2 protein-coding genes are annotated in these 15,204 nt (G+C 71.5%); both read right to left on the reverse strand.

Annotated features, from left to right (window positions below; translation table 11 throughout):
- Window positions 1–27 precede the first annotated feature (27 nt).
- Window positions 28–9,771, reverse strand: a complete 9,744-nt coding sequence (locus ACLJRL_RS22560) for a type I polyketide synthase (RefSeq protein WP_410658220.1) — start codon at window positions 9,769–9,771, stop codon at window positions 28–30.
- Window positions 9,772–9,978: 207 nt separating this feature from the next.
- Window positions 9,979–15,204 carry an SDR family NAD(P)-dependent oxidoreductase gene (locus tag ACLJRL_RS22565; RefSeq protein ID WP_410658221.1) on the reverse strand — a complete coding sequence of 1,742 codons (5,226 nt, stop codon included), beginning with the start codon at window positions 15,202–15,204 and terminating at the stop codon, window positions 9,979–9,981.

Genomic DNA, 15,204 nt, shown 5'->3' on the forward strand with positions numbered 1-15,204 from the left:
GGAAAAGTCACTCCCAGGTCAGGCGGGTCAGGACGCGCCGAGTTCGTGGTCCAGCAGATCGAACAGTTCGTCCGCGGTCGCCGTTTCGAGCGCGTGGTCGGTACCGCCGGGCTCGGTGCTACCGGGTTCGGGGTTCCAGGTGGCCAGCAGGGTCCGCAGCCGGGCGGTGATCCCCGCCCGGTCGCCGTTCCACGGCGCCGCGGTGGCCAGCGCGGCCTCCAGACGGTCGAGTTCGGCGTGCACGGACGCGGTGGTGGCCACCCCGTCCTGCGGCAGTTCCGCACCGAGGTGACCGGCGAGCGCGGCCGGGTTCGGGTGGTCGAACACCACGGTCGTCGATAGCTTCAGGCCGCTCAGCGCGCAAAGCTGGTTGCGGAGTTCGACCGCGCTCAGCGAATCCAGCCCGAGTTCGACGAAACCCTTGCCGGGATCCACCGCGCGGGCGCCCGGGTAACCGAGGGCGGTCGCCACCTGCTCACGCACCACTTCCAGCAGAGCGTCGTCGCGTTCGGCGCCGGTCAGTCCGGTGAGCCTGGCCCGCAGCACCGATCCGTCGGACGCGGTCGGCGCCGGACCACCGGCGGCACGACGGGACGACGTCCGCACCAGGCCACGCATGAGCGGCGGCAGCAGCGCGGGGTCGATACCGCGCAGGGTCGACGGCGTCAGCCCCATCGGCAGCACCACGGGTTCGGTACCGGAGGCCGCGTCGAACAGGGCCAGCCCCGTTTCCGGTGTCAGCGCGGTGATCCCGGAGCGGCCCATCCGCGCCAGATCGGCGCTGGTCAGTTCGCCGGTCATGCCGCCGTCGGTGGCCCACAGGCCCCAGGCGAGCGAGGTGGCCGGCAGGCCTTGCGCGTGACGGTGGCGGGCGAGCGCGTCGAGGAAGGCGTTCGCCGCCGCGTAGTTCGCCTGCCCAGGGTTACCGAAGGTGGCCGACGCCGAGGAGAACAGCACGAACTCGGCGACGTCCCCGGCCAGTTCGTGCAGGTTCAGCGCCGCGTCGACCTTCGGCCGCAGCACGGTGGCCAGCCGCTCCGGAGTGAGCGCGCCGACGACGCCGTCGTCCAGCACTCCCGCCGTGTGCACCACCGCGGCGAGCGAATGACCGGCCACCACGGCCGCGAGTGCGTCTCGATCCGCGGCGTCGCAAGCTTCGACGGTGACGTCGGCGCCGGCGGCGGTCAGTTCCGTCACCAGATCCTTGGCACCCTCGGCCTCCAGCCCGCGCCGCGATACCAGCAGCAGCTTCGTGACGCCGCGGACGGCGACCAGATGCCGGGCGACGAGCGCGCCGAGCGCTCCCGTACCGCCGGTGACCAGCACCGTTCCGTCAGGGTCGAGCGGGGTGGGCTCCGCCGACGCGGCCATCCTGACCAGCCGGGGCGCGTGCGCGACACCGTCCTTCATGGACAGTTCGGGATCGTCGTCGGAGACCCGTACGGTGACCGGGTCGCCGGCTGTTTCGAGGTCCAACAACCCGAAGCGACCGGGATGTTCCGAGCAAGCCGACCGGAACAGGCCCTGGACCGCCGCCTGCGCGAGGTCCGCCGCGCCGCCGTGAGTGAGCAGGACGAGCCTGCCGCCTTCGCCGGTGAGCCAGTCCTGGACTTCGCCCAGTGCCCAGGAAACCGTGCGATGGACGGCTTCCGCCGTGTCCCCGGTCGGGCAGTCCAGCAGCCGGACGTCCTCTGTGGACGCCGGTTCCGCGGCCACCGCCGTCCAGTCGACTCGGAACAGCGAGCCACTGTCCTGGCCGCGGTCGAGCTGTTCGGGCGAGATCCGGCGGAACACCAGCGAATCGACCGACGCCACCGGGACACCCGCGCCGTCGGCGAGTACCAGCGAGATCGTGTCCGGCGACGGCGACGACAGCCGCACCCGCAGCACCGGCGCACCGGTCGTGGAAAGGGAAACACCCTTCCATGTGAACGGTAGGAAAGGTCCCTCGGTGTCGCCCTCGAGAAGCAGCTTCGAGGCGTGCAAGGCGGCGTCGAGCAGTGCGGGATGCACACCGAAGCCTTCCGCGGCCCGGAACCGGTCTTCGGGCAGGGACACCTCGGCGTAGACGTCGTCCCCGGAGCGCCAGGCAGCGCGCAGTCCTCGGAACAGCGGTCCGTACTCGAAACCGGTGCCGGTCAACTGGTCGTAGAAGTCCTGGACCGGGATCTCGGTGCCCTCGGGCGGCCAGGCACTCAGGGCTTCCGGTCCGGAGGGTGCGCCGGGCGCGAGCAAACCGGTTCCGTGGCGAGTCCACGGCTCGTCGTCGGCGGCGTTCCCGGCGCGGGAATGGATCTCCACCGTGCGCAGATCGTCGTCGCCGGGCTCGCCGACGGTGACGTGCAACCGGACGTCACCGGTTTCCGGCAGCACCAGCGGCGCTTCCAGGGTCAGCTCCGCGAGGACACCGCAAGCGACGCGATCCCCCGCGTGCAGTGCGAGGTCGACGAACGCCGTTCCGGGCAGCAGCACCGAACCGAGCACGACGTGTTCCGCAAGCCACGGGTGTGTCCTCAGGGAAAGCCTGCCGGTGAAAGAAACCGCGCTGCCGCCGGGCACCGGGACGGCCGCGCCGAGCAGCGCGTGCCCGGCCTCGCCGAGCCCGAACGCGGCCGCGTCACCCGAGGGCACGCCGGTGCCCGCGAGCCAGAAGTGCTGATGCTGGAAGGGATAGGTCGGCAACGAGACCAGGCGAGCCCCGTCGAAAATCGGTTTCCAGTCGATCTCGGTGCCGTGGACGTGCAGCCGGCCGAGCGTGGTCGCCAGCGCGGCCACTTCCGGGCGGTCGCCCCGCAGGGTCGGGATCAGCGCGACGGCCTCGTCTTCCAGACAGTCGCGGGCCATCGCCGACAGGACGCCCTCGGGACCGAGTTCGACGAACGCGCGCACACCTTCGGCCTCGGCGAAGCGGACAGCGTCCTGGAAGCGCACGGTTTCGCGCACGTGCCGCACCCAGTACCCGGGCGAAGCGATCTCGGGTTCGACACGGCCGGTCACCGTCGACACCACCGGGATCCGGGGCTCGGCAAAGGAAAGGCCGTCGACGACGCGCCGGAACTCCGCGAGCATCGGCTCCATCAACGGCGAGTGGAACGCGTGGCTCACCACGAGCCGCTTGTGCTTGCGGCCAGGGAAGGCGGCGATCACAGCCTCGACGGCGTCCTCGTCGCCGGAGATCACCACCGACTCCGGGCCGTTGACCGCGGCGAGCGAGACGCGGTCGGTGAGCAATGCGGTGACCTCGTCCTCGGTGGCCTGCAAGGCGATCATCGCGCCGCCGTCCGGCAGGGCACCCATCAGCCTGCCCCGCGCCTCGACCAGCGTGGCCGCGTCCGGCAGCGACAGCACCCCGGACACGTGTGCGGCCGCGATCTCGCCGACCGAATGCCCGGCCAGCAGGCTCGGCCGGACGCCCCAGCTCTCCAGCAACCGGAACAGCGCGACCTCGATCGCGAACAGCGCGCACTGCGCGAACGCCGTCTCGTGCAGCCGCTCGGTGGTGAGCACCTCGCGCAGCGGGATCTCCAGGTGCGGGTCCAGGTGGCCGCACACCTCGTCGAACGCCGCCGCGAACACCGGGAAACGGTCGGCGAGTTCGAAGCCCATCGCCGGCTTCTGGCTGCCCTGACCGGTGAACAGGAAGCCGACCGGTCCGCCGATGGCCTTACCGCACAGCGAGGTTCCGTCCGCCAGCCGCGTCAGTTCAGTCAGCCGCTCGTCACGGTCACCGGTCAGGGCCGTGCGGACGTCGAGTCCGGCGCGGGCGGTCGCGAGCGTGTACGCGACATCGAGGTCGGAGATCTCCGGGTATTTCTCGAGATGGGTACGCAGTCGCGCCGCCTGGGCACGCAAGGCGTCCTCGGTCTTGGCCGACAGCACCCACGGAACCCAGGTGTCCTGAGCGGCCGATTCGGGAAGAGCGGGGACCTGTTCGATCAGCGTGTGCACGTTGGTGCCACTGACCCCGAACGACGAGATCCCGGCGCGGCGCGGACGGCCGGTGTCCGGCCAATCAGCCGGTTCGGTGAGCAGCCGGACGTCGCCCTCGGTCCAGTCCACTTCGGTGGTCGGCGCGTCGACGTGCAGCGTCGGCGGCAGTACGCCGTGCCGGATCGCCTGCACCATCTTGATCACGCCGGCCACCCCCGACGCCGACTGGGTATGCCCCAGGTTCGACTTGACCGAACCGAGCCACAAAGGACGGTCGCGATCCCGGCCATAGGTCGCCAGCAAGGCCTGCGCCTCGATCGGGTCGCCCAACGTGGTTCCGGTGCCGTGCGCTTCGACGGCGTCCACATCGGACAGGTCGAGACCGGCGTTCGCCAAGGCCTGCCGGATCACCCGCTGCTGCGAGGGACCGTTGGGTGCGCTGAGCCCGTTCGACGCGCCGTCCTGGTTCACCGCGGACCCGCTCACCAAGGCCAGCACCGGATGTCCGTTGCGGCGCGCGTCGGAAAGCCGTTCGACGAGCAGGATTCCGGCACCCTCGGACCAGGCCGTGCCGTCGGCGGCGTCCGCGAACGCCTTGCAGCGGCCGTCCGGGGCCAGCCCGCGCTGACGGCTGAACTCCACGAACGCCGCCGGGTTCGCCATCACCGTCACACCCCCGGCCAGCGCCAGCGAGCATTCCCCGCGCCGCAGGGCTTGCGCCGCGAGGTGCAGCGCGACCAGCGAGGACGAGCACGCCGTGTCGATCGTGACCGCGGGCCCCTCCAGCGCGAAGGTGTAGGAGAGGCGGCCGGAGACGACGGCGGTCGCGGTGCCGGTGAGGAAGTAGCCCTCGGTGCCTTCGGGCGCCTCGCCGGGCTCCATGCCGTAGTTCTGGAAGGACGCGCCGACGAACACGCCGGTGGCGCTCCCCCGCAGCGTCGCCGGGTCGATTCCCGCGCGCTCGAAGGCTTCCCACGACGTCTCCAGCAGCAACCGTTGCTGCGGGTCCATCGCCAGCGCCTCACGCGGAGAGATCCCGAAGAAGGCCGCGTCGAAACCGCCTGCGTCGTCGAGGAATCCGCCTTCCTTGGCGTACGTCGTGCCGAGGTGCGCGGGGTCCGGGTCGTAGAGCGCGTCGAGGTCCCAGCCGCGGTCGCCCGGGAATTCGGCCATCGCGTCGCCGCCGCGCGCCACGAACTCCCAGAGGTCCTCCGGGCTTTCGATGCCGCCGGGGAAACGGCAGCTCATCGCGACGATCGCGATCGGCTCGTCGTCCGTCACGGCGACACTGGCCTGGGTGACCTCGGGCGCGTCGCCGGTGAGTTCGGCGAGTAGGTGGTCGGCGAGCACCGCCGCGGAGGGATGGTCGAAGACCAGCGTCGCGGGCAGGCGCAGGCCGGTGGTGGCGGCGAGGCGGTTGCGGACCTCGACCGCGGTCAGGGAGTCGAAGCCCAGATCGCGGAAAGCGCGGTCGGGTTCGACGGCGGCGGCCCCGGAGTGGCCGAGCACCGCGGCGGCCTGGGCGCGCACCAGGTCAAGCACGATGCGCGCCCGGTCGGCCTCGGGCGCGGACAGCAGTCCGGTGGCGAACTCGGTGCTCTGCCCGGTCGGTTCCGCTTCCAGGGCCTGGCGGACTTCGGGTAGCGCGTCCAGCAGCGGTCGCGGGCGGGCGAGCGCGAACCCGGGAGCGAACCGCGCCCAGTCGACGTCGGCCACCGCGACGAAGGTCTCGTCGTGCGAAACCGCCTGCACCAGCGCGGAAACGGCGAGCGCCGGGTCCATCGCGCCGAGCCCGAGCCGCTGGAGCCGCTCGACGTCCTCCGCGCCGGCCAGCCCACTGCCACCGCCCCACAGGCCCCACGCCACCGAAGTGGCGTGCAGACCCCGGGCGCGACGACGTTCGGCGAGTGCGTCCAGAGCGGCGTTCGCGGCGGCGTAGGCACCTTGGCCCGCTCCGCCCCACACCCCCGCGTTGGACGAGAAGAGCACGAAAGCGTCGAGGTCTTCGAGCAGTTCATCGAGGTGGGCGGCGCCGCCCACCTTCGCCGAAAGCGCGTCGGCGAGTTCCGCAGGACCGGTCTCGGCGAGCGCGCCGACCGTGCCGACACCCGCTGCGTGCACAACGGCGTTCGGCGGGTGTTCCGCGAGCAGCGCGGCCACCGCTTCGCGATCGCCGACGTCGCAGGCGGCCAGGGTCACGCGGCAACCGAGTTCGGCGCGCAGGTCTTCCGCGCCCTCGGCCGCGGCGCCGCGCCTGCTGGTCAGGACCAGGTGTTCGGCGCCGTTCGCGGCCAGCCAGCGCGCGACATGCGCGGCCACCGCGCCGGTGCCGCCGGTGACCAGGACGGTGCCGCGCGGCCGCCACTCCGGCACCGCCGCGTCGCCGAGCGGGGCGCGCACGAGCCGCCGCAGGTACACCCCGGACGTCCGCACCGCGACCTGGTCCTCTTCACCGGTCAGGACGGCGGCCAGCCGGGCCCCGGACCGTTCGTCCAGTTCCGGCGGCAGATCGACGAGACCGCCCCAGCGTTCGGGATGTTCGAGACCGGCGACCCGGCCGAGCCCCCACACGGCGGCCTGCGCGTTCGGCGTCTCGGAGCGGCCGACGGCGACCGCGCCGCGGGTGGCGATCCACAGTGGAGCGTCCACGTCGAGTTCGCGGAGGAGTTCCGCCGTGGCGGCGAGCCCGGCGGGCACGACCGGATGGTCCAGGTGCGGGCTTTCGTCGAGTGCCAGCAGGGAAAGCACACCGCTGATCGGCTCTTCGACGACGTCGCGCAGATCAGTCCCGCCTTCGACGGTCACGACCCGGGCGCCGTGCCCGGTGAGCACGTCGGCGACCGGGGGCACCTCGCCGGGCGGGACCACCAGCAGCCAGGTGCCGTCGAGTGACGGCGCGGGCGTCCCGGTCGCCGGGACCCAGCTGATCCGGTAGCGCCAGTCGTCCACAGTGGACTTCTCACGGCCGGAACGCCGCCAGGCCGACAGTGCGGGCAGTACCGCGTCCCAGGCGCCGTCACCGGCGGGCACGGTGGCGTCGAGCGCACCGGTGTCCGAGCGCTCGACGGCTTCCCAGAACCGCAGTTCGGCGGCGTCGGTGGTGCCGCCCTGCCGGACGACGGCGGCGTCGAGCCAATACGGGGTGCGCTGGAAGGCGTAGGTGGGCAGGTCGACGCGGGCCGCGCCGGGCCACAGCGCGGTCCAGTCCGGTCGCAGACCGCGGACCTGCGCCTCGGCCAGCGAGGTCAGGAACCGGCGAGGGCCGCCCTCGTCGCGGCGCAGCGAACCGACCGCGGTCGCCCGGACACCGTGGGTCTCGATGGTGTCGGTGACGCTGCCGGTCAGCACCGGATGGGCGCTGGCCTCGATGAAGAACCGGTGGCCGTCGTCGAGCAGGCGCCGGATCGACTGTTCGAAGTGGACGGTCGTGCGCAGGTTACGGAACCAGTACTCCGGCGTCAGCGTGGTGGTGTCGATCGGCTCGCCGGTCACCGCGGAATAGAGCGGGACATCCGCGGCACGGTGTTCGATCCCGGCCAGCACATCGAGCAGTTCCCCGCGCAGGACGTCCACCTGCGCCGAGTGCGACGCGTAGTCCACCGGGATGCGGCGGGCGCGTACGCCTTCGGCCTCACAGGTCTCGATGAGGCCGTCGAGTGCTTCCGGGTCGCCGGAGACGACGACCGACGCCGGTCCGTTGACCGCGGCCAAAGCGACCCGGTCACCCCGGTTTTCGAGCTTGGCGGCGATCTCGTCGCGACCGAGAGCGACCGCGACCATGCCGCCGCCACCGGACAGCGCGAGAATCGCCTTGGCACGCAAGGCGACGACGCGCGCGGCGTCGGTCAGCGACAGGGCACCGGACACGTACGCGGCGGCGATCTCACCCTGACTGTGCCCGACCACCGCGGCCGGTTCCACCCCGCAGGCGCGCCACAGCGCGGCCAGCGAGACGTTGACCGCGAACAGAGCGGGCTGCACGACGTCGACCCGTTCGAGCGCGGCGGCGTCGCCGAGAACGTCGGTCAGCTTCCAGTCCACAAAGGACGAAAGAGCTTCTTCGCAACGGGACATCGAGTCGGCGAACACCGGGGACGCCGCGAGAAGCTCCACGGCCATCCCGGCCCATTGTGAGCCTTGGCCGGGGAAGACGAACGCGACCTTGCCCGGGGGAAGCGCGGTCCCCTCGACGAGATCCGCGGCGGGGAGCCCGGCGGACAAGGCATCCAGCGCGGCCGTGGGATCCTCAGCCACGACGACGGCACGATGGTCCAGCGCGGCCCGTGTCGTCGCGAGCGAATAGCCGACGTCGATGAGATCCGAAGCCCCGTCGAGGTGGTCGCGCAGCCGGGCGGCCTGCGCGCGCAACGCCTCGGCGCTCCTGGCCGACAGCACCAACGGCGTCACACCGGTACCTACGGGCGAAACCGCTGTAGCCTCAGCGATTTCCGCGTCCGGGGCCTGTTCGACGATCGTGTGCGCGTTCGTGCCGCTGACCCCGAACGACGACACCCCGGCCCGGCGCGGCTCGCCGGTTTCCGGCCAGGGCCGCGCTTCGGTGAGCAGTTCGACCGAACCCGCCGCCCAGTCGACCTTCGACGTCGGAGTGTCGACGTGCAGGGTGCGCGGCAGGATCCCGGCGCGGATGGCCTGCACCATCTTGATCACCCCGCCGACCCCGGCGGCGGCCTGCGCGTGCCCGATGTTCGACTTCAGCGAACCCAGCCACAGCGGGCGATCCCGGTCCTGCCCGTACGCGGCGAGCACGGCCTGTGCCTCGATGGGGTCGCCGAGCGTCGTCCCGGTGCCGTGCGCCTCGACGACGTCGATCTGGCGCGGGGCCAGGCCTGCGGCGTCCAGCGCCTGCCGAATCACCCGCTGCTGCGACGGCCCGTTGGGCGCGGTCAGCCCGCTGCTCGCACCGTCCTGGTTCACCGCGGTGCCGCGAACCACGGCCAGCACGGGATGTCCGAGCCGTCGCGCGTCAGAAAGCCTTTCGAGCAAAAGAAGTCCGGTGCCCTCGGCCCAGCCGGTGCCGTCGGCCGCGTCGGCGAAGGGTTTGCACCGGCCGTCCGGCGCCATCCCCCGCTGACGGCTGAACTCGACGAACGTCTCCGGCGAGGCCATCACGGTCACCCCGCCCGCCAAGGCCATTGTGGACTCGCCGCGCTGCAACGACTGTGCCGCGAGATGCAGCGCGACCAGCGAAGACGAGCACGCGGTGTCGACGGTGACCGCGGGACCTTCCAGCCCGAAGGTGTAAGCGACCCGGCCCGAGGCGACACTGCCGGCGCTGCCGTTGCCGAGATAGCCCTCGAACTCGCGCAGTTCCTCGGCACGGGAATCCAGCCGTGAGCCGTAGTCGTTGTACATCACCCCGGCGAAGACGCCGGTTTTGCTGCCCCGCAACGAACCCGGGTCGATCCCCGCCCGTTCGAAGACCTCCCACGCGGTCTCCAGCAGCAGCCGTTGCTGCGGGTCCACGGTGAGCGCTTCACGGGGGCTGATCCCGAAGAAGCCGGCGTCGAATTCGTGGGCGTCGTAAAGAAAACCACCCTCGCGCGTATAGGTTTTGCCGTGACTGGCCGGGTCGGGGTCGTACAGTGCCTCGACGTCCCAGCCGCGTTCGACGGGGAATCCGCCGACGGCGTCCGTGCCCGCCGCGACCAGGTCCCACAACTGCTCCGGTGTCCGGACGCCGCCAGGATAGCGGCAGCTCATCCCGATGATCGCGATCGGTTCGTGCTCGCGCGCTTCGACCTCGCGCAACCGGGTGCGGGTCCGGTGCAGATCGGCCGACACCCGCTTGAGGTAGTCGCGCAGCTTCTCCTCGTTCAGCATCAGTAGCCAACCTCTTCGCGCCGGAATCGAACCGCTCCGAGAAAAACGCTATGCGAGCGGAGAGGAGGCGGACAACCCCTACGGTCCCCTAGCGCGACCAAGGCGTGACTCACGTGATCAGGCACGGAACTCACGTGACTGGACACCGCACTCGTATGTACGGCTTCTGATCACGCGAGATCCGCCTCTGATCACGTGAGTCGCGACTTACGAGCCCAGTTCGTTGTCGATGAACGCGAACATCTCGTCATCGTCGGCCGATTCCAATTTGTCCGCGAATTCCCCGCCGTCGCTTTCGCCGCTTCGGACGACTCCGAGGAGGCTGTGCAGCCGGGCCGCGATCCGGGCCCGGCCCGCCTCGTCCGGCTGGGCGGAAGCCAGCGCGGCGGCCAGCCGGTCCAGTTCCGCGTCCAGCACCTGTCCCGCGTCCGGTGCCGTGGTCTCGGTGGTCAGTTCGGCCGCCAGGAACGCCGCCAGCGCGCCCGCGTTCGGCCGGTCGAAGACCAGCGTCGGCGGGAGCCGGAGACCGGTGGTCTCGGCGAGCCGGTTGCGCAGTTCCACCGCGGTCAGGGAATCGAAGCCCAGTTCCAGGAATCCCCGGTCTTCGGCCACCGCGTCGGCCGACTCGTGCCCGAGCACCGCCGCGACGCGGGTGCGCACCAGGTGCAGCAGCAGCCGGACGCGTTCGTCCTCTGGTTTCCCGGCGAGGTCACGCCGCAGCGCGTCCGCGGTCCCGGCCGCCTCGGTGGTCCGCCGTGCCGGCACGCGGACGAGACCGCGCAGCAACGCGGGTACCTCGGCGGCCGGGCGGCCCCGGAACGCGGCGAGGTCGATCTTGGCGGGTACGAGCAGTCCGTCGGTCCCGGCGACGGCGGCGTCGAACAGTGCGAGCCCGTCCTCTGTGGACAGAGCGGTGATCCCCGACCGCGCCATGCGGCGGACGTCCGTGTCGCCGAGACCGCCGGTCAGCGCGCTGCGCTCGGCCCAGAAACCCCAGGCCAGCGAAACCCCGGGCAGCCCCTCGGCCCGGCGCCGGAGCATGAGCGCGTCGACGTAGGCGTTGGCCGCCGCGTAACCCGACTGCGCCGGGTTGCCGAACACCCCGGCCGCTGAGGAGAACACGACGAACCGCCGCACCTGCCCGGCGAGTTCGTGCAGATTCCGCGCACCGTCGGCCTTCGGGGCCAGCACGGTGTCCAGGCGTTCCGGGGTCAGCCCGTCGATCAGGCCGTCGTCGAGCACCGCCGCCGCATGCACCACGGCGGTCACCGGGTGCGCCGCGAGCAGGGCGCGCACCGCTTCGGCGTCGGACACATCGCAGGCCGCCACGGTGACGTCGGTACCGAGTTCTTTCAGTTCCTGGACCAATTCTTCGGCGCCTGAGCCGGAGCGCCCGGTCAGGACGAGCCCGCGGACTCCGTGCCGGACGGCGAGGTGCCGGGCCAGCGCCTGGCCGAGCCGTCCGGTGCCACCGGTGATCAGCACGACGTCGTCCGCCGCCCAGTCCGGTTCGCCCGCCTCGGCGGCGGGCACTCGCGCGAGCCTGGGCACGAACGGTTTCCCGTCGCGGACGGCGACCTGCGGTTCGCCGGTGGCCAGCGCGATCCGGACGTCGGCGGCGGTGACGGCGTCGACCAGCACGAACCGGCCGGGGTGTTCCGCCTGCGCCGATCGCACCAATCCCCACACGGCGGCCGCCACCGGATCCGGCGACGTGGCCGCCACCGCGCCCGACGTCACCAGAACCGTCGTGCCTGACTCACTCAACGCAGCCTGGATTCGCTTCAGGACCTCGTCGAGTACCGCGCGCAGCTCGCCGGCCGGGCAGTCCCACAGCACCGGGTCTTCCGGCACCGCCTGACTCGCGGCGGCCGGGACCCACTCGATGCGGAACAGCGACTCCTGGTGGCGGCCCAGTTGTGCCGCCGAAAGGGGTCGCAGGCCCAGTTCACCGACAGTCAGCACAGGCGTGCCCGAGCCGTCGGCCACGGTGAGCGCGCCGCCCTCGGGCGAGGGCGAGAGCCGCACGCGCAGCTTCGACGCGCCCCGGGAATGCAGGGTCACGCCGGACCAGGTGAACGGAAGGCGCACGCGCTCGTCCTGCGAGCCGAGCCCGAGCGTGTGCAGCGCGGCGTCCAGCAACGCGGGGTGGACCCCGTACTTGCCGGCCTCTTCGCCGTCAGGCAGGTCGACGTCGGCGAAGACGTCGTCACCTTTGCGCCATGCGGCCCGCAGTCCCTGGAACACCGGCCCATAGCCGAGACCGAGTTCGGCGAACCGGTCGTACAGATCGACGACCGGAACCTCGGTGGCACCGGGAGGCGGCCACTCGGTGAGCGGTTCCGCCGGAGCGGGTCCGCTGGCGAGTGCGCCTTGGGCGTTGCGGGTCCACGGCTCGTCCGAGTGTTCCGGCCGGGAATGCACCGACACCGCGTGGCGGCCGTGTTCGTCGGGTTCGCCCACCGCGACCTGCACCACCATCGCGACGTCGTCGAGGATGAGCGGCGCTTCCAAGGTGAGCTCGTCGATCGTCTCGCAGCCGACCTCGGATCCGGCCCGCAGCGCGAGTTCCACGAACGCCGTCCCCGGCAGTAGTACGGTGTCCAGCACGGTGTGGTCGGCCAGCCACGGTTGCGTGGCGGGGGAAAGCCTGCCGGTGAGCAGGACACCGCCGTCGCTCGCGAGCGGTACGGCGGCGCCCAGGAGCGGATGGTCCACCACCGCCTGCCCGAACGCCGAGGCGTCGCCACTCGCCGCGCCGGGTTCGAGCCAGAACCGCTTGTGCTGGAAGGCATACGTCGGCAGGTCGACCCTCTCGGCAGCGGGCAGCACCGCCGACCACGTCGGGCTCAATCCCCGCACATGAGCCTCGGCCAGAGAAGTCACGAACCGGCCGCCCTCGTCCCGGCGCAGACTTCCCAGCGCGACGGCGTCCTCACTGATCTCGGTGATCCCGGTGGTCAGCACCGGATGCGGACTCGACTCGACAAAGAACCGGAACCCGTCGTCCAAAAGCCGTCGGATCGTCTGTTCGAAGTGGACAGTGCCACGAAGATTGCGGAACCAGTAAGCCGCGTCGAAACCCGGCTCATCGGTCACCGTCGAATAGAACGGCACGACCGGCGTCTTCGGCTCGATGCCTTCCAGCGCGGTCAGCACCTCCTGTTCGATCTCGTCGACATACGCCGAATGCGACGCGTAGTCCACGGGGATCCGTTTCGCGCGGACGTCGACCAGTTCGCAGCGTTTGCTCAGCGCGTCCAGCCCGGCGACGTCACCCGACACGACCACCGCCGACGGCCCGTTCACCGCCGCCACCGAGACACGCTCCGGCAGCAGTTCCCGGACGCGGTCCTCGGACGCCGCGACCGACACCATCCCGCCGCGGCCGGACAACGCCAGAATCGCCTTGCTCCGCAGGCACACCACACGAGCCGCGTCTTCCAACGACAAGGCGCCGGCGACATATGCCGCCGCGATCTCACCCTGCGAATGCCCCACCACCGCCGCCGGTTCGATCCCGCACGCACGCCACAACCGCGCCAACGACACCATCACCGCGAACAACACCGGCTGAACCACATCGACCCGCTCCAACGCGGCAGCGTCCGACAGCACGCCGGTCAACTTCCAGTCCACAAAGGACGAAAGCGCTCGCTCACACTCGACCATCGACTCCGCGAAAACCGACGACGACGCCATCAGCTCCACGGCCATCCCGACCCACTGCGAACCCTGACCCGGGAACACGAACACCGGCTTCCCGGCCTCCGCGACACCGGTCACGACGCGAGCGGCGGGTTCTCCATCGGCCAGCGCGCGCAGTCCGCCGAGCAGGTCATCGACCCTGTCGGCGAGGACGACCGCCCGGTGTTCCAACGCCGAACGCGAGTTCACCAGCGCCCGGGCCACGGCCGCGACGTCGTGGCCGGCGAGGTGAGCCGCCAGATTCCCGGCCTGCCCGCGCAACGCCTCCTCGGTCCGGCCCGACAGCGCGAACGGCAACGCGGCCCCCACGAGGACCCGTTCATCCGACGTGGACTCGGGTTCGACGGGCGGCGCCTGCTCCAGGATCACGTGGGCGTTGGTGCCGCTGATCCCGAACGAGGACACCGCGGCTCGGCGTGGTTCGCCCGTCTCCGGCCAAGCCTGTTCCTCCGACAGCAGGGAGACCTCACCCACCGTCCAGTCCACATGCGACGAAGGCGCGTCGGCGTGCAGGGTGCGCGGGGCGACCCCGTGCCGGATCGCCTGCACCATCTTGATCACGCCACCGACCCCGGCGGCCGCCTGCGTATGCCCGATGTTCGATTTCAGCGAGCCCAGCAGCAACGGCCGTTCCCGCTCCTGGCCATAGGTCGCGAGCAGCGCCTGCGCCTCGATCGGATCGCCGAGCGTCGTCCCGGTGCCGTGGCCTTCGACGACGTCCACCTGGCCCGCGGAAAGCCGCGCGTCGGTCAGGGCCTGGCGGATCACCCGCTGCTGCGCGGGTCCGTTCGGCGCGGTGAGCCCGTTCGACGCGCCGTCCTGGTTGATCGCGCTGCCCCGCAGCACGGCGAGCACCTGGTGGCCGTTGCGCTGGGCGTCGGAAAGCCTTTCCACCAGCAGCATTCCGACACCCTCGCCCCAGCCGGTGCCGTCGGCGGCCTCGGAGAAGGCCTTGCAGCGACCGTCGGCGGCGAGCCCGCGCTGACGGCTGAAGTCGACGAACGCGGCGGGGTGGGTCATCACGTTCACCCCGCCGACCATCGCCAGCGTGCACTCCTCGCGCCGCAGCGCCTGCGCGGCGAGATGCAGGGCGACCAGCGACGACGAGCACGCGGTGTCCACCGACACTGCCGGGCCCTCCAGCCCGAGCGTGTAGGCGATGCGCCCGGAAGCCACGCTGCTGAAGTTGCCGTTTCCGAGGTAGGGCTCCAGATCCGGCGGGATGTCGGTGAGCACACCGGTGTAGTCGTTGTGGATCACCCCGGCGAACACGCCGGTCCGGCTGCCGCGCAGCGTGGCCGGGTCGATCCCGGCCCGTTCGAGCACCTCCCACGCGGCCTCGAGCAGGAGCCGCTGCTGCGGGTCCATCGCCTGCGCCTCACGGGGCGAGATCCCGAAGAACCCGGCGTCGAAATCACCCGCGTCGTAGAGGAAGCCGCCCTCGGACACGTAGGTCTTGCCCGGCGTGTCCGGATCGGGGTCGAAGAGCCCGGCCAGGTCCCAGCCGCGGTCGGTGGGGAATTCCGAGAGCGCGTCGCCCCCGGAGGCCACCAGATCCCACAGCTGTTCGGGCGACCGGACGCCGCCGGGGAACCGGCAGCTCATCCCGACGATGGCGATCGGCTCGTGCCCGGCCTCCTCCAGTTCGACCAGCCTGCGCCGGGTCCGCCGCAGCTCGCCGGTCGCCCACTTCAGGTTCTCCAGCAGTTTGTCCTCGCCTGACAC

This window comes from Amycolatopsis sp. lyj-112 (genome assembly GCF_046549055.1).
In the GTDB taxonomy this organism is placed as follows: Bacteria; Actinomycetota; Actinomycetes; order Mycobacteriales; family Pseudonocardiaceae; genus Amycolatopsis.